This is a genomic window from Pseudoxanthomonas fibrivorans (genome assembly GCF_041464125.1).
GTDB lineage: Bacteria > Pseudomonadota > Gammaproteobacteria > Xanthomonadales > Xanthomonadaceae > Pseudoxanthomonas.
The window spans coordinates 107,503-126,164 of sequence record NZ_JBGNUG010000001.1 but is presented as its reverse complement, the minus strand read 5'-3'; the positions used below and the strand labels follow the sequence as shown (position 1 = coordinate 126,164).

Annotated in this window: 17 protein-coding genes; 8 read left to right on the top strand and 9 right to left on the bottom strand. The window is 72.1% G+C overall.

Translation table 11 applies throughout. The features are described from left to right. Positions 1 to 15: 15 nt before the first annotated feature. The 6 genes from ACA089_RS00650 to ACA089_RS00625 form a co-directional block, all read right to left on the bottom strand. Positions 16 to 1,272, bottom strand: a complete 1,257-nt coding sequence (locus tag ACA089_RS00650) for an NAD(P)/FAD-dependent oxidoreductase (protein WP_372012447.1) — start codon at positions 1,270 to 1,272, stop codon at positions 16 to 18. A 134-nt stretch (positions 1,273 to 1,406) separates the two neighbouring features. Further along, positions 1,407 to 1,814 carry a hypothetical protein gene (locus ACA089_RS00645; RefSeq protein WP_372012444.1) on the bottom strand — a complete coding sequence of 136 codons (408 nt, stop codon included), beginning with the start codon at positions 1,812 to 1,814 and terminating at the stop codon, positions 1,407 to 1,409. Between the two features lie 68 nt (positions 1,815 to 1,882). After that, complete coding sequence (locus ACA089_RS00640; protein WP_372012442.1) at positions 1,883 to 2,638, bottom strand: hypothetical protein; 756 nt, start codon at positions 2,636 to 2,638, stop codon at positions 1,883 to 1,885. A 182-nt stretch (positions 2,639 to 2,820) separates the two neighbouring features. After that, entirely contained in the window at positions 2,821 to 3,285 is a 465-nt protein-coding gene (locus ACA089_RS00635; protein WP_372012440.1) for a YidH family protein, read from the bottom strand. A 269-nt stretch (positions 3,286 to 3,554) separates the two neighbouring features. Then, a complete protein-coding gene (locus tag ACA089_RS00630) occupies positions 3,555 to 4,430 on the bottom strand; it encodes a transporter (RefSeq protein ID WP_372012438.1) in 876 nt (291 codons plus the stop codon). A gap of 113 nt (positions 4,431 to 4,543) precedes the next feature. Further along, positions 4,544 to 5,800: a DUF418 domain-containing protein gene (locus ACA089_RS00625; RefSeq protein WP_372012437.1), complete on the bottom strand. Its 1,257-nt coding sequence runs from the start codon at positions 5,798 to 5,800 to the stop codon at positions 4,544 to 4,546. A gap of 124 nt (positions 5,801 to 5,924) precedes the next feature. Here ACA089_RS00625 and dnaE point away from each other — a divergent pair, with 124 nt between their 5' ends. From dnaE to ACA089_RS00595, 6 genes are all read left to right on the top strand, one after another. Next, complete coding sequence (gene dnaE / locus ACA089_RS00620; RefSeq protein WP_372012435.1) at positions 5,925 to 9,497, top strand: DNA polymerase III subunit alpha; 3,573 nt, start codon at positions 5,925 to 5,927, stop codon at positions 9,495 to 9,497. A gap of 365 nt (positions 9,498 to 9,862) precedes the next feature. After that, positions 9,863 to 10,822 (top strand): acetyl-CoA carboxylase carboxyltransferase subunit alpha, encoded by a 960-nt coding sequence (locus ACA089_RS00615; protein ID WP_372012433.1) that lies wholly within the window; start codon positions 9,863 to 9,865, stop codon positions 10,820 to 10,822. 84 nt (positions 10,823 to 10,906) lie between these two features. Then, positions 10,907 to 11,089 carry a hypothetical protein gene (locus ACA089_RS00610; protein WP_372012431.1) on the top strand — a complete coding sequence of 61 codons (183 nt, stop codon included), beginning with the start codon at positions 10,907 to 10,909 and terminating at the stop codon, positions 11,087 to 11,089. Positions 11,090 to 11,145: 56 nt separating this feature from the next. Further along, positions 11,146 to 12,480, top strand: coding sequence for a tRNA lysidine(34) synthetase TilS (tilS, locus tag ACA089_RS00605; RefSeq protein WP_372012429.1), 1,335 nt, complete (start codon positions 11,146 to 11,148; stop codon positions 12,478 to 12,480). A 48-nt stretch (positions 12,481 to 12,528) separates the two neighbouring features. After that, positions 12,529 to 12,786, top strand: coding sequence for an exodeoxyribonuclease VII small subunit (locus tag ACA089_RS00600; RefSeq protein WP_372012426.1), 258 nt, complete (start codon positions 12,529 to 12,531; stop codon positions 12,784 to 12,786). After that, entirely contained in the window at positions 12,776 to 13,651 is an 876-nt protein-coding gene (locus ACA089_RS00595; protein WP_372012424.1) for a polyprenyl synthetase family protein, read from the top strand. Before ACA089_RS00600 ends, ACA089_RS00595 begins: the two co-directional genes overlap by 11 nt. Positions 13,652 to 13,725: 74 nt before the next feature. On the opposite strand, the gene ACA089_RS00590 is transcribed toward ACA089_RS00595, so the two are convergent. Together ACA089_RS00590 and pmbA are read right to left on the bottom strand one after the other, a co-directional pair. Then, positions 13,726 to 14,145, bottom strand: a complete 420-nt coding sequence (locus ACA089_RS00590; protein ID WP_372012422.1) for a DUF4870 domain-containing protein — start codon at positions 14,143 to 14,145, stop codon at positions 13,726 to 13,728. A 73-nt stretch (positions 14,146 to 14,218) separates the two neighbouring features. Beyond that, positions 14,219 to 15,577 (bottom strand): metalloprotease PmbA, encoded by a 1,359-nt coding sequence (pmbA, locus tag ACA089_RS00585; RefSeq protein ID WP_372012419.1) that lies wholly within the window; start codon positions 15,575 to 15,577, stop codon positions 14,219 to 14,221. Between the two features lie 143 nt (positions 15,578 to 15,720). Here pmbA and yjgA point away from each other — a divergent pair, with 143 nt between their 5' ends. Continuing rightward, positions 15,721 to 16,308 (top strand): ribosome biogenesis factor YjgA, encoded by a 588-nt coding sequence (gene yjgA / locus ACA089_RS00580; protein ID WP_372012416.1) that lies wholly within the window; start codon positions 15,721 to 15,723, stop codon positions 16,306 to 16,308. A 25-nt stretch (positions 16,309 to 16,333) separates the two neighbouring features. On the opposite strand, the gene tldD is transcribed toward yjgA, so the two are convergent. Continuing rightward, positions 16,334 to 17,779 (bottom strand): metalloprotease TldD, encoded by a 1,446-nt coding sequence (gene tldD / locus ACA089_RS00575; RefSeq protein WP_372012414.1) that lies wholly within the window; start codon positions 17,777 to 17,779, stop codon positions 16,334 to 16,336. A 133-nt stretch (positions 17,780 to 17,912) separates the two neighbouring features. Here tldD and ACA089_RS00570 point away from each other — a divergent pair, with 133 nt between their 5' ends. Next, entirely contained in the window at positions 17,913 to 18,656 is a 744-nt protein-coding gene (locus ACA089_RS00570) for a DUF6065 family protein (protein ID WP_372012411.1), read from the top strand. Positions 18,657 to 18,662 lie beyond the last annotated feature (6 nt).

Here is an 18,662-nt window from a genome sequence, read left to right as displayed (position 1 = left end):
CTCCTGTGGTGCGGGCTACTGGAAGCGTTCGACGCGGTACGGCGCCGGGTCGATGGCCGGGGCGCGCCCGGTCATCAGGTCGGCCACCAGCTGGCCGCTGGCGGTGCTCATGCTGATGCCGAGCATGCCGTGGCCGGCCGCCAACCAGACGTGAGGATGGGCCGGCGAACGGCCCAGCGCCGGCAGGTCGTCCCAGGTCATCGGCCGCCAGCCGTACCACTTCTCCTGGATCATGGACGCATCCGGCGGCTGCTTCAGGTATTCGCGTGCGGCCCGCTCCAGCGCCGACAGCCGCACTTCGTTGAGCGTGCTGTCGTGGCCGGAGAATTCCATCGTGCTGCCGAGGCGGAAGCCGCTGCCCCAGGCGGTGATGCAGACCGAGCGGTCCTTGAGCACGATCGGCCGGCGCGGCGCCAGCGCCAGCTTCGAATAGGTGATCGAGTAGCCCTTGCCCGGCTGGATCGGCAGGCGCAGGCCGAGCGGGCGGATGATCTCCGGCGTCCAGGCCGCCATCGCCACGACGACATCGCGTCCGCGGCGCTCGCCACCACCGGCGATCCGCACGCGCACGCCGTCGGCCTCGGGCTCGATCGCCTCGACCCGGCAGCCTTCCTCGATCACCCCGCCGCGTTCGCGCACCGCGCGCGCCAGCTCGGCGACGTAGCGGTCGGGGCGCAGGTGGGCGTCGTCGGGGAAGCGCACCGCGCCGACGATGCCGTCCCGCAGCGACGGCTCCTGGCGCAGGTAGTCGGCGCCGTCGATGACGTCGGTGCGGATGCCCATGGCGTTGAGCGGCGCGCACTCGGCGACGTAGTGGGCGAAGTTGCGCGGGTCGCGGAACACGTAGTCCAGCCCGGTCTCGCCGAACTCGCAGTCCAGCCCGTAGCGGCCGATCCACTGCACCAGCCGCGCGCGAGAATCGTCCAGCAGCGCGGCGCGGGCGCGGGCGCTGGACATCCAGTCGCGCGGGTTGCAGCGCGCGGTGAAGCGCGCCAGCCACTGCCACAGCGCAGGATCGACCCGCGGCTTGAGGTACAGCGGCGCGTCCGGGGTGAACATCCACTTCAATGCGCGCAGCGGCACGCCGGGCGCGGCCAGCGGCGGTGCGTGGCTCGGGGTGATCGTGCCGCAGTTGCCGTGCGAGGTGGCGCCGCCGACGGTGGCCGCCTCCAGGAGGCGCACGCCGCGGCCGGCGTCGAGCAGGGACAGGGCGGTGGCCAGGCCGATGGCACCGCCACCGAGGATGAGGACGTCGTCGCGGGATGGATTCACCCGGCGAGTTTAACCGCGGCGCCGCACGCGCTGGACGTCGCCGGCCGGACGCATCGCGGCACGAACCGTTGCAGCTGCATCCTTCGCCGCAACCAGGCCGTGGCGGGTCGCGGCGCGTCCCGCCCGGCGCCCGCCTATTCCCTGTCGAGGCTGATCCGCAGGCCGTCGGCGGTGTTGCGCACCACGATGATCTCGAAGTCCGGCGTGCTGCCGCGCTTCTTGACCAGTACGTCCTCGCCGTCGTCGGTCTCGACCTTGTAGACGTCCTTGCCGAACGTGGCCTTCACCGCGTCGCGCACCAGCCGGGCGGCGGTGTTCTCATGCGTGCCCTTGGGGATGGCCACGACCACGCTGCGTGCGGTGCCGCCCTTGGGCGTGAACGACAGTTCGACCTCGCCGTCGACCTTGGCGCTGCCGCCCAGCTGCACGCGCCACTTGTTCGACGGCGAAGCCAGGGCGGTCGAGGCCGCCAGCAGGGCGAGCAGCAGCGTGGTCGCCCGCATCCACGCCATGCGGCGCAGCGGAAGGAAGGAAGGTCGCATCGGAATCTCCTGGGTGGCGGATCGAGGGGTCAGCGGGATGGCGTCCGCGGCCTGGGCCGCGGCGCACGTCAGAAGCGGAAGCCGTAGCCGACCACCGGTCCGCTCAGGTCGAGGGTGACGTCGGCGTTGCCGTTGCCGAACTCGGCCTGCATGTAGCGGTAGCCGAACAGCCACGCGCCGTTGCCGGTGCGGTAGCCGCCCATCGCCGAGGCCGACCAGGTGCCGTCGGTCTCGCCGAACGAGGCGTCGCCGCGCAGGGCCAGGCTCCAGCGCTCGGCCAGCGGCCAGGTGTAGCGGGCACCGGCGAGGAAATCGAGGTAGCTCTGTCCGGCGTCGAGGGAGCGCGGCGCGAAGGCCGGGTTGTCGGGCACGAACCGGGTGGTCAGGTCCACGTCGATGTAGCGGGCGCCGCCGTACAGGTCCAGCCCGCTGTCGCGCGCGCCGCCGATGCGCACCGAGAAGGCCAGGTCGAGCAGGCGCGCGTCCAGGTCGGTCTCGGTGCGCAGGACGCGGCGCTGGGTGCCGTCGGCCAGGCCGAGGTAGATGAAGTCGGCGAACATGCCGTAGCGGTCGGTGCGGCCTTCGACCCGGCCCATGAACACGCCGTCGAGCTTGTCGATCACGTCGGAGAACGAGGAATCGCTGTCGGCCTCGGTCGGCGGGCTGATCGTGCGCATGTCGGTGCCGATGCTCGCCGCCCAGATGTAGGGTTCGACCATCCATTCCCAGTCGGACGAGGGCTGGGCGGACGCGGTCGCGGCGGCGGACAGGCCGCCGAGCAGCGCCCCCAGGCGGGCGGCGTTGGAGCGGGTGGATCGATGCATGGCTGCCTCCAAGGAGTCCGGTGGACGCGTCACCGGTGGCCGGACGGATCCCCGCGCCCATGCTGCCGCGGATGCCGCGGCGGCGACATTGGCCCGAAGGGCCATCCGGGCCGCCCGGCGTGCCGCCCAGGCCCGGCCCATCCGGACGGGAGGACCGGGGCCGCGGTCGCCGGCACCACGGCTCATTCGAACGGCCCGGTGTGCAGGACCATGCTGGCCATGGCCACCACGCCCAGCACCAGCAGCAGGACCGCGGTGATCAGGGTCATCGAAGGCGGGAACGGGCTCTCGGCATGGACCAGCCGGTCCCCGGCCATGCCGGTGCGCTGCCGGCGCAGGGCGAGCATGAACCAGGCGTGGTAGCCGATGCCGATCACCAGCATGACCACGCCCAGCAGCACCAGCGACACGCCGAAATTGCGCCCCGATGCGGCGTGGATGATCGCCCCGCTCTCCTTCAGGCCCTCGAACACCTTGTGGATCGTGAAGCCGAAGCTGATCAGCGACAGCGAGGTCCGGATCACCGCCATCAGCGTGCGGTCGGCGGCCAGCCGGGTGCGCTGGAACGCCATGCCGGTGCGCCGCGAGGCGAGTTCGGAGGACACGTCGGAAAACAGGGTCTTCGCCTTGCCGGGCTGGGTGTTCATCGATGGCTCCTGAGGGCGGGTGGGCTGGAAGTCAGGACATCAGTCGGGACGATGCGGGTGCGGGTGCGGGTGCGGGTGCGGGTGCGGGTGCGGGTGCGGGTGCGGATACACGATGGCCGGCGCCGCGTCAGGCAGTTCGCCATGGCGGGTCATCGGTCGACATCCCCGCGTGGGACGGCCGCGGAGGCCTGCCGCGGTCCGCGTGCCGCCCTGCTCCAGGAAAGGAACCGCTCATCCGCGCCGGGAGCCGGCGCACCACGCCGGTGGCGTCAGCTTTCCGGGAACAGCAGGGTGAAGGCGAAGCGCAGGCCCCAGTCGGGTCCGCCGGCGGGCGACTCGGCGTAATAGCGCACTCCGCCCTGGTAACTGACCATCTGCGCGCCGATCCTGGACACCTTGCTGTAGCCGATGTTGACCGGCACGGTCCATTGCCGGGTCTCCCAGTTGTAGGAGGACTCCAGGTTGAGCGATAACGTCCGGCCCTGCCCCATTCCCCTGGTGAGGAACGGCTGCAGGAAGGTGGAGCTCACGTCGTTGCGGTCGCTGTCGCCGGCGAACGACCACAGGTGGTTCACCAGCGCGCCATAGGTCCAGCCCGCTTGGGTCTGCCTGAGCACGACCGCGGTCGGCCCGGCGCCCCACTTGCCGGTCCCGAGCAGGTCGTCGCTGGCGGTCGGCACCAGCACGGCCGGCCCGAATCCGACGATCCAGCCGCCCGCGGTAGGTTGCTTGGGCGAAAAGAACAGGCTCTGGGTGATGTCGCCGGTGCCGAACTGGCTGCCGGCGCCCGGGAAGAGGTCTTCCTGGTAGGTGATCGGCAGGATGGTGCGCGAGATCATGTTCCAGTGCTCGCCGATCGACACCGGCACCACCGGCTGCACGTTGACCCAGGCGCGGCTGCCCCCGCTGTCCAGTTCGTCATAGTTGAACTGCAGCGGCACGCTGACCAGGCTGGCGACCGGATTGGACAACTGCCTGGCCAGCTCGTCGGCGTCGGCGTCGGCGTCGGCGGCCATGCCCGCGGATGGCAGGGCCAGCAGCACCGCCAGCAGCCATGCGCAGCCGGACCGGCCCGGCCGGCGCCTGGGGCGCGAGGGCGCGGAGCGGAACCGGAAATGCCTGAACAGGGAAGCGGCAACGTCCATGTCCATCCACCGTCTGACCGGATGGGCCGACCATACTCCGCCGGGGCCGCGGCGTCATCCGCGGCGGCCGACGCGGCCGGCCGGGCCGTCGGCGGCGGCCGGCGACGCGCCTGTCAGGCCGGCGCGACGCCCGCTCCGGCGCGCCGCATCGGCTGCAGCTGCCAGTAGGTGAGCGAACGCCACAGCCACTCCGCCGGGCCGAAGCGGAAGCGCTCCAGCCACCAGCGGCTGTAGAGCACCTGGACCGAGAACAGGCCCAGCGCGAACGGCACCTGCCAGAACCGCGGCAACTGCTCGAAGAAGCCCAGTCCGTAGCCGTAGAACAGCAGCGTGCAGGCGATCGACTGGACCAGGTAGTTGGTCAGGGCCATGCGCCCGGCCGGGGCCAGCAGCTCCAGCCAGCGCGCGATGCCGGGAACCTCCAGCCCGCGCATCACCCAGGCCAGGTAGCCCAGGCACATCATCGCCCCCGCCACCAGCGCCAGCGACTGCGCCAGCGCCAGCCGCAGGTCGAACACGCTGAACGACATGCTCGGCTCGAGCAGGAACGAGGCCAGCATCACCAGCAGGCCCAGCGGCAATACCGCCCGGCGCAGCCATGCGTACAGCCGGGGATGCAGCTGCGGCTGCTGGATCGCCCCGCTGCGCAGGAACGCGGCGCCGAGCAGGAACATGCCGAACACCATCGCCCCCATCACCATCAGGTTGGAGAGGGTCATGCCGAAATCGCGGACCCGCTGCGCCACGGTCATCGCGTAGCTGCCGGCGCCGTAGGCCTGGCGCTGCGATTCCAGCATCGCGTCCATCTCCCTGCCCTGCGCGGCCATGACCTCGTCCCAGCCGGGCATCCAGCCCGAGAGCAGCCCCAGCCCCATCACCAGCGCCGGCGCGGCCAGGTAGCAGGCCACGCCCAGCCAGGCCAGCACGGTGGCAGGTACGTCACGGAAGGCCAGCAACAGGAAGGACAGCAGCGCGTAGGTCACCAGCACGTCGCCGGACCACAGCAGCAGCGCATGGGCCAGGCCGATGCCGAGCAGGCCCAGGCTGCGGCGCCAGTACAAGCCAGCGAACGGCCGCCGCGCCGCGTCGGCGCGCTGGACCATCATCGCGAAGCCCATGCCGAACAGCAGCGAGAACAGGGTGAAGAACTTGCCCTGCACGAAGAAATAGACCAGGCCGTCGGCGAACAGGTCCGCGCCGGAAAGCCCGCGGTCGAGGCCGGTGTAGGAGCCCATCACCGGGCCGACGAAGGCCTCCATGTTCATCAGCAGGATGCCGGCCAGCGCGAAGCCGCGCAGCACGTCGAGGGAGGCGATGCGCTCGCCGCTGGCGACGGGTTCGAAGTGCGGGGGGCTCACCGGGATCTCCATCGGCAGGGTCGGGCGATGATGAACGAAATGCCGCCGCGGTGCCGCCACCGGCCGCGCCGCGGCCGCGCCGGGCGATCCGTCAAGCCTTGTTCCCCCCTACCCCGGCCGGTACCCTCCCCGGGGCATGTCCGGCTTCGTCCACCTCCACGTCCATACCGAGTTTTCGCTTGCGGACTCGACCATCCGCGTGCCCGAAAAACCGGAGCAGGCCGACCCGGCCAAGGCCAAGCAGGCCAACCTGCTCAGCCGCGCGGTGGAACTGGGCCTGCCGGCGCTGGCGGTCACCGACCTCAACAACCTGTTCGCCCTGATCAAGTTCTACAAGGCGGCCGAGGCGGTCGGCATCAAGCCCATCGCCGGCGCCGACCTGGCCGTGGCCGCCGGCCCCGGCGAGGCGCCGTGGCGGCTGACCGCGCTGTGCCGCGACCACCGCGGCTACCTCAACCTGTCGCACCTGCTCACGCGCGCCTGGATGGAAGGCCACCGCGCCGAAGGCGGCGTCGCCGTCGCCCCGGACTGGGTGCGCGAATGCGGCGACGGCCTGATCCTGCTGGCCGGGCGCGAAAGCCTGGCCGGGCGCCTGGCCGCCGAGCACCGCCACGACCTGGCCGAGCAGCAGCTGGCCGACTGGCAGCGCGCGTTCGGCGGCAACCTGTGCCTGGAACTGGTCCGCACCGGGCGCGAGGGCGAGGAGGCGTTCAACGCCTTCGCCCTGCACGCCTCGGCCGCGCGCGGGATCCCGGTGGTCGCCTCCAATGACGTGCGCTTCCTCGGCGCCGACGGCTTCGAGGCGCACGAGGCGCGCGTGTGCATCGCGTCCGGCCGGGTGCTCGACGACCCCAAGCGCCCGCGCGACTACAGCGCCGAGCAGTACCTGAAGTCGGCCGACGAGATGGCCGCGCTGTTCGCCGACGCCCCCGACGCGATCGCCAACACGGTCGAGCTGGCGCGCCGCTGCAACCTCGAGCTGACCCTGGGCAAGTACGCGCTGCCGGCCTATCCGGTGCCGTCGGACGAGACCCTGGACAGCTGGATCCGCAAGCAGTCGCACGACGGCCTCGAGGCGCGCCTGGCGAAGAACCCGCTGGCCGAGGGCAAGACCCGCCAGGACTACGTCGAGCGCCTGGACTTCGAGCTGGACACCATCATCAAGATGGGTTTCCCCGGCTACTTCCTGATCGTGGCCGACTTCATCCAGTGGGGAAAGAACCACGGCATCCCGATCGGCCCGGGCCGCGGCTCCGGCGCCGGCTCGCTGGTGGCCTGGGCGCTGCAGATCACCGACCTGGACCCGATCCCCTACAACCTGCTGTTCGAGCGCTTCCTCAACCCGGAACGCGTGTCGATGCCCGACTTCGACATCGACTTCTGCATGGACCGGCGCGACGAGGTGATCGACTACGTCGCCCGCAAGTACGGGCGCGAGCGGGTCAGCCAGATCATCACCTACGGCACCATGGCCGCCAAGGCGGTGGTGCGCGACTCCGGCCGCGTGCTCGGCTTCCCCTACGGCTTCGTCGACGGCGTGGCCAAGCTGATCCCCAACATCCTGGGCATCTCGCTCAAGGACGCGATGGGCGAAGGCAAGGACAGCGAGATGGCCTCGGCCGAGCTGATCCAGCGCTACGGCAGCGAGGACGACGTCCGCGACCTGATCGACCTGGCCCGCCAGCTCGAGGACCTGACCCGCAACGCCGGCAAGCACGCCGGCGGCGTGGTGATCGCGCCCGAACCGCTGCACACCTTCTGCCCGCTGTTCGCCGAACACGACCAGGACGGCCTGGGCCGCAATCCGGTCACCCAGTTCGACAAGGACGACGTCGAGGCGATCGGCCTGGTCAAGTTCGACTTCCTCGGCCTGCGCACGCTGACGATCATCGACTGGGCGGTGAAGGCGATCAATGTCCGGCACGAGCGCGCCGGCATCCCGCCGCTGGACATCGCCACCCTGCCGCTGGACGACGCCAGCGTGTACCGCGACATCTTCGCCAACGGCAACACCGGCTCGGTGTTCCAGTTCGAATCCTCCGGCATGCGCCGCGCGCTGAAGGACGCGCGGCCGGACCGCTTCGAGGACCTGATCGCGCTGAACGCGCTGTACCGTCCCGGCCCGATGGAGATGATCCCGTCGTTCGTCGCGCGCAAGCACGGGCAGGAGGAATTCTCCTATCCGGACCCGCGCACGCAGCCGATGCTCGAGGAGACCTACGGGATCATGGTCTACCAGGAGCAGGTCATGCAGATGGCGCAGATCGTCGGCGGCTACTCGCTCGGCGGCGCCGACCTGCTGCGCCGCGCGATGGGCAAGAAGGTGCCGGCCGAGATGGCCAAGCACCGCGAGATCTTCCGCGAGGGCGCGGCGAAAGGCGGCGTCGACGAACGCAAGGCCGACGAGATCTTCGACCTGATGGAGAAGTTCGCCGGCTACGGCTTCAACAAGTCGCACGCCGCCGCCTACTCGCTGGTGGCCTACCAGACCGCGTGGCTGAAGAAGCACTACCCGGCCGAGTTCATGGCCGCCACCCTGTCCTCGGACATGGACAACACCGACAAGGTGGTCGGCTTCCTCAACGAGGCGCGCGGGCTGGGCCTGACCGTGCTGCCGCCGCGGGTGAACGATTCGCCGTACATGTTCGAGGCGGTCGCCGCCGACACCATCCGCTACGGGCTGGGGGCGATCAAGGGCGTCGGCCGCGGCCTGTGCGAGGCGATCGTGGCCGAGCGCGAGCGCGGCGGCGACTACCGCGACCTGCTCGATTTCTGCCGTCGGGTGGATTCGACCAAGCTCAACCGGCGCGCGCTGGAGGCGATGGTCAATGCCGGCGCGCTGGACGCGCTCGGCCGCAACCGCGCCACCCTGATGCTGCAGCTGCCCGAGGTGCTCAAGGCCACCGACCAGATGGCCAGGGAAGCGGCGGCCGGCCAGGTGTCGCTGTTCGGCATGCCCTCGGCCGACACCGGACCGGCGCTGGCGCTGGACCTGCCGGAGGCCGGCGAATGGCCGCTGCGGCAGCTGCTCGACGGCGAACGCGACACCCTCGGCCACTACCTCAGCGGCCATCCGTTCGATCCCTTCCGCGAGGAAGTCCGCGGCCTGGTCGGCAACGACCTGGGCGAACTGGACAAGCTGTGGGCCGCCGGCACCGGCGGCGAGAAGCGCGGCTGGCGGCCGGAGGTGCAGGTGGTCGTCGCCGGCCTGGTCGTGGGCCTGCGCCGCAAGGGCGACAGCCAGGTGTTCGTGCAGCTGGAGGACGGCCGCGGCCGGCTGGAATGCGGCGTGTTCGCCGAGGCCGCCGCCGACCTGTCCAGCCTGCTGGTGCGCGACCGCGTGCTGGTCGTGCAGGGCGGCCTGCGCGAGGACGAATTCAACGGCGGCTACAGCCTGCGCCTGAAGGCCGCCTGGGACTACGAACAGCTGTGCGCGCAGCACGCGCAGCGGCTGTCGCTGCGGGTGGACCTGCGCGACCCCGGCCTGTGGCCGCGGATCGACGCGGTGCTGGCCCGCCATCGCCCCGGCCCGACGCCGCTGCGCCTGCACCTGCAGGTGGGCCGCGCGGGCCACGACGGCGCCAGCGGCGTGCTCGACCTCAATGGCGCCAACGCGGTCCGGGTGGCGCCGCCCCTGCTCGATGCGCTGCGCGCGCAGCCCGGAGTCCGTGCGGTGAAGGTCGCCATCGGCCGCCCCTGGGTGCACTGAAGCGCGCCTCGCGCCCCTCCCCGCACCTTCGACCACGGTCGCAAGGAGAAGGTCAGGAAGGGGTGACCTTGCTCTGCTTCGTCTTCCCCCGCTCGCTTCTCCAAAGCCACGCCCCAAGAGCCGCCGTGGCCCCCGCGTTCGGCAGAGGGCGCAAGCGGCACATGGATGGATGTGCAGAGGTCCCGGGTAAAGGCAGGACGCCGTCCCGGGGGATGCGCCCTCTGCCCGGGGCACGGCGGTCCCATCCGAAGCCCACGCCCCGAGTGGCTTCACCCACCACCCTCCGTACCGTACGGTCCGGTCGCTCCACGGACCTTCGGCTACACTGCCCGCCTCATGCACCTTCCGGCCCCGCCGGCTTACGGATGAACCCGAACTACCTCGATTTCGAGCAGCCCATCGCCGACCTGGAAGCCAAGATCCAGGAACTGCGCAGCGCCAGCACCGGCCCGGCCGTCAACGTCGACGCCGAGGTGCACGCGCTGCAGGACAAGCTGCGCAAGCGCACCGCACAGATCTTCCGCGACCTCAGCCCCTGGCAGGTGTCGCAGATGGCCCGCCATCCGGCCCGCCCCTACACCCTGGACTACGTGCGCGTGCTCTGCGACGAGTTCCAGGAGCTGGCCGGCGACCGCGCCTTCGCCGACGACAAGGCCATCGTCGGCGGCCTGGCCCGCATCGACGGCCGCCCGGTCGTGGTGATCGGCCACCAGAAGGGCCGCGACACCAAGGAAAAGATCCGCCGCAACTTCGGCATGCCCAAGCCCGAGGGCTACCGCAAGGCGCTGCGCCTGATGAAGCTGGCCGAGCGCTTCGGCCTGCCGATCCTGACCTTCATCGACACCCCCGGCGCGTGGCCCGGCATCGACGCAGAGGAACGCGGCCAGTCCGAGGCCATCGCCCGCAACCTGCTGGAGATGGCCGAGCTGAAGGTGCCGATCATCTGCACCGTCATCGGCGAAGGCGGCTCCGGCGGCGCGCTGGCCATAGGTGTCGGCGACTGCACGCTGATGCTGGAGTACAGCACCTACTCGGTGATCTCGCCCGAAGGCTGCGCCTCGATCCTGTGGAAGGACGCGGGCAAGGCCAAGGACGCGGCCGAGCAGCTGGGCCTGACCGCCAAGCGCCTGCACGGCCTGGGCCTGGTCGACAAGGTCGTGCGCGAGCCGACCGGCGGCGCCCACCGCAACCCGCGGCAGATGGCCAGGCGGCTCAAGGCGGTGCTGCTCAACGAACTCGACGCGCTGGAGAAGATCCCGCACGACGAACTGGTCCAGCGGCGCTACGCGCGCCTGCACGGCTATGGCGCCTACGAGGCCGCATAGGCCCGGCCACCGTGTCGCCGGCCGGTCCGCGCAGGACCGGCCGGCGCCCCGCCGCGGCGCCTCCACCCGGCACGGCGCGTGACGATGGACGCGCTGCCCGGCTGGGTCCTGCCGCTGGCGCTGTTCCTGGTCCCGCTGCTGGTGGCGCTGGTGGTCAACCGCCTGTTCCACAAGCGCAGCGGCATCGCCTCGATCTGGGTGCTGGCTTGGTTCGTCACCGTCTGCTGGGTCTTCGCCCTGGTCGTGATCCTGCGCCAGGTGCGCTGAGCCGACCCGGCGCATCGCCGCCGCGGCCCGCCGCCACGGCCAGCTACGATAGGCGCATGGCCGCGCACCCGCCATCGTCCATGCACGACCTCGCCCTGCCGGAGATCCCCGGAGCGGCGACCGGTGCGCTCGTGGTCGGTTACAGCGGCGGCCTGGACTCGACCGTGCTGCTGCATCGCCTGGCCACCGAGCCCGCGCTGCGCGCGCGCGGCCTGCGCGCGGTCCACGTGCACCACGGACTGCAGCAGGACGCGGACGCGTGGGCCACGCACTGCCAGCGGCAGGCGGCCGTGCTGCACGTCCCGCTGCAGGTGCTGCGCGTACAGGTGCCGCGCGCCAGCGGCGAGGGGCCGGAAGCCGCCGCGCGCGCGGCCCGCTATGCGGCGCTGTCGTCGACGCTGGCGACAGGCGACCTGCTGGCCACCGCGCACCACCTCGACGACCAGGCCGAGACCTTCCTGCTGCGCGCGCTGCGTGCCTCCGGACTCGACGGACTCGGGGCGATGCGGCCGCTGCGGCGCCTGGGCGGGGCCTGGCAGTGGCGCCCGCTGCTGCAGATGCCGCGCGAGGCGCTGCAGGGCTATGCGCAGGCCCACGGGCTGGACTGGATCGAGGACCCGAGCAACGCCCGCAGCGATGCCGACCGCAACTTCCTGCGCCTCCAGCTGCTGCCGCTGCTGCGCCAGCGCTGGCCGCACGCCGCCACCTCGCTGGCGCGCAGCGCCGCACTGTGCGCGCAGACCGGTGCGTTGCTGGCCGAGGAGGACGCGTCGCTGCTGCGCACGCACGCCGGCGACGACCCGCGCACCCTGCGGGTGCCGGCCCTGCTCGCGCTGCCGGCCGCGCGGCGCGCGCGCGTGCTGCGGCACTGGATCCGCACGCTCGACCTGCCACCGCTGCCGGCACGGGGCGTGGAGCGGATCGAGGAGGCCCTCCTGCACGCGCGGGCCGATGCCGAAGCCCGCTTCGCCTGGGCCGGCGCGCGGGTCCTGCGCTGGCGCGATTTCCTCCACGCCGACACCCTGCGCGCGCCCCTGCCGCCGGACTGGCAGGTCGACTGGGACGGCAGCGCCCCGCTCGCCCTGCCCGACGGCGGCACGCTGCGCCTGCGCGCGGACGACGGCCGCTCCGCGTGCGGCTTCGATGCGCCCGTGCGCGTCCATGCGCGCCGGGGTGGCGAGCGCATCGTCCTGCCAGGCCGCGCGCATTCGCACCTGCTCAAGCACGTACTGCAGGCGCGCGGCGTGCCCCCGTGGCGGCGCGCGCAGCTGCCGCTGCTTTCCGGCGCCGATGGCCGGCTGCTCGCCGCCGGCGACATCGCGTGGGCCGACGGCCTGGCCCGCTGGCTGCATGCCCGCGGCTGGCACCTGGCCTGGCAACCGCCTGCGTGAAGCCCGGCGCGCGTTGACCCTCCCGACCGCTCCGCGCACACTTCCCGCATGCCCAAGAAAGCCACCCCCGACGCCTCGCCGGTCGCCCAGTTCGAACAGTCGCTGGACGAACTGGAGCAGCTGGTCGAGAAGATGGAACACGGCGAGATGAGCCTGGAGGATTCGCTGGCCGCCTACGAGCGCGGCGTCGGCCTCTACCGGCGCTGCCAGTCGGCGCTGGAACAGGCCGAACTGCGCGTGCGCCTGCTCACCGATCCCGAGCGCCCCGACGACGCGCAGCCCTTCGCCGGCCACGATGGCGAGTGAGCGGTTCGCGCGCTGGGCGGCGCGCACGGAAGCCACGCTCGAACGCCTGCTGCCCGACCCGGCCGACGCGCCCTCGCGCCTGCACGCGGCCATGCGCCACGCCACCCTGGGCGGCGGCAAGCGCATGCGCCCGCTGCTGGTCTACGCGGCCGGCACCGCGCTGGGCGCCGGCGAACAGGCGCTCGACGCGCCGGCCGCGGCGGTGGAACTGGTCCACGCCTATTCGCTGGTCCACGACGACCTGCCGGCGATGGACGACGACGACCTGCGCCGCGGCCAGCCGACCGTGCACGTGGCCTTCGACGAAGCCACCGCGATCCTCGCCGGCGACGCGTTGCAGACCCTGGCGTTCTCGACCCTGGCCGCGGCCGATGCACCGGCCGCCCTGCGCATCGACTGGGTGCGCACGCTGGCCGATGCCTCCGGCGTGGCCGGCATGTGCGGCGGGCAGGCGCTGGACATCGACGCCACCGGCCGGGCCCAGTCGCTGGCGCAGCTGCAGCGCATGCACGCGCTCAAGACCGGCGCCCTGATCCGCGCCGCGGTGCGCATGGGCGCCCTCGGCGGTGGCGCCGATGCCGCCACGCTGGCGCAGCTGGACGCCTTCGCCACGTCGCTGGGCCTGGCCTTCCAGGTGCGCGACGACCTGCTCGACATCGAGGCCAGTTCCGAGCAGCTCGGCAAGACCGCGGGCAAGGACGTGGCCCAGGCCAAGTCGACCTATCCGGCGCTGCTGGGCATCGCCGGGGCGCGCACGAAGCTGGAGGAACTGGCGGACGACATGCGCACCGCGCTGGGTCCGCTCGGCGCCGGCGCGGCCGCGCTCGCCGCGCTGGGCGACATGGCGGTCCGCCGGACCCACTGAGCGCGCCGGCCCCGGCCCCCAAAAAAAAAGGCCCGGGCAACCGGGCCTTTTCCTCATACGCGCCGCGCGCCGGTTTACTTGACCAGCCGCAGCGTGAACGGGTAGCGGTAGGCCACGCCTTCGTTCGCCTTCATCGCGGCGATGATGGTCAGCACCAGCCAGGCCACGCACAGCAGCAGGCCGAGCGGCATGGTCACGATCGCACCGATGCCGAAGGTGACCAGGGTCAGCACCAGCAGCACCACGCCGATGAGCAGCAGGGTGATGTTGAAGTTGAGCGCCTCCTTGGCCTGGTCGCCGGCGAAGGGCATGGTGTCCTTCTTGACCAGCCAGATGACCAGCGGCCCGACGATGTTGCCGATGCCGCCGGTGAACAGCCCCAGCAAAGTGGACAGGTGGCCGAACATCGCCCACTGCTTCTCTTCGGCGCTGACCGGGCCGGTCGACGACGGCGGCGGCGGCGGTGCGGTGTAGGTTTCGAACTCGCTCATCATGGTCCCCTTGCTGGTGGTGGTGTCCGGAAGACGGCGCCGCGTCCCCGCGGCGGCGCACACCCCCGAGGATACGTCATTCGCCCCCGGCAACGGTCATGCGCCCGACCAGGATCGGACCGGTGCGGATGTGCGAACGCGGGTCGTACTCGGCGCCGACCGCCTCGATCGCGGCGAACATGTCGCGCAGGTTGCCGGCGATGGTCAGTTCGTCGACCGGGTAGGCGACCGCGCCGCCTTCGATCCAGAACCCGGCCGCGCCGCGCGAGTAGTCGCCGGTGACGCCGTTGACGCCCTGCCCCATCAGCTCGGTCACCAGCAGGCCGGTGCCCATGCCGCGCACCAGGTCGTCCAGCGACCCGGCGTTGGAGGACAGCTGCAGGTTGTGCACGCCGCCGGCATTGGCGGTGGTCTGCAGCCCCAGCTTGCGCGCCGAGTAGCTGCCGAGCACGTAGCGTTGCAGGACGCCGCCGGCGACCAGCGCGCTGTCGCGGGTGGCCACGCCGTCGGCGTCGAACGCGGTCGAGCGCAGGCCGCGCCGCAGCAGCGGCCGCTCGTCGATCCCGAACCAGTCCGGGAACAGCCGGGTGCCGGCGCTGTCGAGCAGGAAGCTGGCGCGCCGGTACAGGGCGCCGCCGGAGACCGCGTTGAGCAGGTGCCCGACCAGCGAACGGGCGACCTCGGCGGCGAACAGCACCGGGTACTGGCCGGTCGGCGCGGTGCGCGGATCCAGTCGTGCGGCGGTGCGCTCGGCGGCACGGCGTCCGATCGCCGCGGGCGCCTCGAGGTCGCCGCGGGCCAGGCCGATGCTGTACCAGCCGTCGCGCTGCATGCCCTCGCCCTGCCCGGCGATCAGCGCCACCCCGAGCGAATGCTGGGTCTCGCGCTCGCGGCCGACGAAGCCGTGGCTGTTGGCGTATACCGACAGGCTGCCGCCGCTGCCGAAGGAGGCGCCGTCGGAATTGCTCACCCGCGCGTCGGCCTCGCGCCCGGCCGCCTCGCAGGCCAGGGCCATGTCGATCGCCTCGTCCGCGTCCAGCCGCCACGGATGCCAGGTCTCCAGGTCGTGGAACGTGCCATCGGCCATCAGCGCCGCATCGGCCAGGCCGGCGGCGGGATCGTCCTCGGTGTACCGCGCGATCGCGCAGGCCTGCTCGACCGTGGCCTCGAGGCTGCGCTCGTGCAGGTCGGCGGTGCTGGCGCTGCCCTTGCGCTGGCCGAAGTACACGGTCACCGCCACGCCCCGGTCGCGGGTGGACTCGACCGTCTCCACCTCGCCCATGCGCACGGACACGTTCAACCCGTGCTCCTCGCTGCAGCTCACCTCGGCCTGGCTGGCGCCGAGCGCGCGGGCACGGGCCAGCAGCCGTTGCGAGATGTCGGCCAGCCGGTCCAGGCGGACGTGGCTGTCGTCGGTCGGGGCGATGTCGTTCACGGCTTGCACCTCTGCGATAACGGTTGATACGGCCCGGGCGTGCGGCGGCGTCGCCCCGGGCGGCCGGACGCCGGCCACGGCCGGACAAGGCGATTCAGCCCGCCCCGGGTAGAATCCGCGCGACCCGACAGAGCCCCAGCCCCATGCGCGGACGCGACGAAGACACCGGCGAGTTCCTTTCCCCCAGCCGCAGCCAGCAGCGCCGCGAGGCGCTGGAAGTGCTGGAGCTGGCCGAGAAGCTCGCCAGCCTGACGCCGACGCAGCTGGCGAAGCTGCCGATCCCCGGGGACCTGCTGCCGCACCTGGAGCACACCCGCAAGATCACCGCGCACATCGCCCGCAAGCGCCAGCTGGCGTTCCTGGCCAAGCAGATGCGGCGGGAGGACGACGAGGCGCTGGAGGCGATCCGCGACGCGCTGGACGAGGACGGCAAGGCCGCGCGCCGCGAAGTGGCCGCGATGCACCGGGTCGAGGACTGGCGCGAGCGCCTGGTCGCCGAGGGGGACGCGGCGCTGGCCGAACTGCTCGAGGAGCATCCGGCCGCCGACCGCCAGCACCTGCGCCAGCTGGTGCGCAACGCGCACGAGGAGAAACTGCGCAACAAGCCGCCGCGCGCCTACCGCGAACTGTTCCGCGAACTGCGCACGCTGCTGCTCGCCGGCAGCGATGCCGACGCCGGCGACGACGCGGTGGACGCCGACGACGACGAGGCCGACGCGCGCGAGGACTGAGCCTGCGCGGCTCACGCGCCGCGCCTCACGCCCTCGTCCCGCCCACGGTCAGCCCGTCGATCAGCAGCGACGGCTGGCCCACGCCCACCGGCACGCTCTGCCCGTCCTTGCCGCACACGCCCACGCCCTCGTCCAGGGCCAGGTCGTGGCCGACCATGCGCACCTTCTGCATCGTCTCCGGGCCGTTGCCGATGAGCGTGGCGCCCTTCACCGGCGCGGTGACCCTGCCGTCCTCGATCAGGTAGGCCTCGGTGGCCGAGAACACGTACTTGCCGCTGGTGATGTCGACCTGGCCGCCGCCGAAGTTGACCGCGTACAGGCCCTTCTTCACCGAGCGGATCATCTCCTGCGGGTCGTGCATACCGGCCAGCATGTAGGTATTGGTCATGCGCGGCATCACCAGGTGCGCGAACGATTCGCGGCGGCCGTTGCCGGTCGGGGCCATGCCCATCAGTCGCGCGTTGAGCGAATCCTGCATGTAGCCGACCAGCACGCCGTCCTCGATCAGCGTGGTGCAGCGCGTGGGCGTGCCCTCGTCGTCGATGTTGAGCGAGCCGCGGCGGCCTTCCAGGGTGCCGTCATCGACGATGGTCACGCCCGGGGCGGCCACGCGTTGTCCGATGCGGCCGGCATAGGTCGAAGTGCCCTTGCGGTTGAAGTCGCCCTCCAGGCCGTGGCCGACCGCTTCATGCAGCAGCACGCCCGGCCAGCCGGCGCCCAGCACCACCGGCATCGTGCCGGCCGGCGCATCGACCGCCTCCAGGTTGACCAATGCCTGGCGCAGCGCCTCGCGCGCGAGCTTCTCGGGACGCCCCCCGGAGAACAGCTCCTCGTACGAATAGCGGCCGCCGCCACCGGCGTAGCCGGATTCGCGCCGGCCGCCATGCTCGACGATCACCTGCACGTTGAGCCGCACCAGCGGGCGGACGTCGGCGGCCATCACCCCGTCGCTGCGCGCCACGAGCACGGTGTCCACGCCGCCGGAGAGGCTCACCGACACCTGGATCACGCGCGGGTCGGCCGCGCGCAGCAGCCGGTCCAGCGCGCGCAGCTGTTCGACCTTGTCCTCGTTGCCCATGCCGTCGACCGGATCCAGCGCCGGGTACAGCGCATGGCCGCCGCTGCGCACCAGCTGCCGCGGCGCATGCGCGCTGCCGTCGCGGGCGATCGCGCGTGCCGAACCGGCGGCCAGGCGCAACGCGTCGGCATTGATGTCGTCGGAATAGGCGAAGCCGGTCTTCTCGCCGCTGATCGCGCGCACGCCCACGCCCTGCTCGATCGAATGCGCGCCGTCCTTGACGATGCCGTCCTCCACCGTCCAGCTCTCGCGGCGGGCGTGCTGGAAGTACAGGTCGCCGAAATCGATGCCCGGCCCCAGCAGCGCGCCGAACGCGCGGTCCAGTCCGGACGGATCGAGGCCGCCGGGCACGAGCAGGCGGGTTTCGGCGAGGGTCAGCGCGGAGTCGGTCATCGTCACGGTATGGGGTCGGAAGGCGGTCGGGGCAAGCGCGGCGGCCGGCGTGCCCGGCCGCCTATGATGACAGCCCGGGCGCGGCGGACCTTCATCCAGGATCCATCGCGCCCCCACGCCCCGGACATGCCGCATGAAGGTCACCGCCCACGTCCTCGATGGCCACACGCTGGACATCCGCCCCGCGCCGCGCGAGCGCGACTGGATGGACCGCACCGACCAGCGCTACGCCTACCGCTGCCTGCCGCTGGACATGGCCAATGCCTGCGGCTGGGAGCTGCTGTGCCAGGCCGGCTTCGAGGCCGAATGGGAGGGCGGAGACGCGCTGGAATCGGTGCGGGTGCGGCCGGACCCGGGCACGCATGCGCCGGCGCTGAGCCATTTCGGCTACGGCGTGCTGACCTTCCACGTGCCCTGCCTGTTCCGCACCGGGGCCGGCATCGAGCTGCTGGCCACCGGCCCGCTGAACCGGCCCAAGGACGGCATCGCCGCGCTCACCGGCCTGGTGGAAACGGACTGGAGTCCCTACACCTTCACCATGAACTGGAAGTTCACGCGCCCGGGACGGGTGCGCTTCGCCGCCGGCGAGCCGTTCTGCCACCTGCTGCCGCTGCAGCGCGCGGTGCTGGCCGACGTGCAGGCCGAATGGCGGCCGATCTCCGAGACCCCGGACCTGGACCAGCAGCACCGGCGCTGGACCGCCAGCCGTGGCCACTTCCTGCAGGAACTGCCCGACCCGGAATCGGCGGCGGCGCGCGAGCAGTGGCAGCGTGGCTATTTCCGCGGCGTGGACATGCACGGTTGCCCCGCGCAGGAACACCGGACCCGCCTGCGGCTGCCGCCCTTCACCCGCGCGCCGGGCCCTGGCGGGGACTGAGGCCGG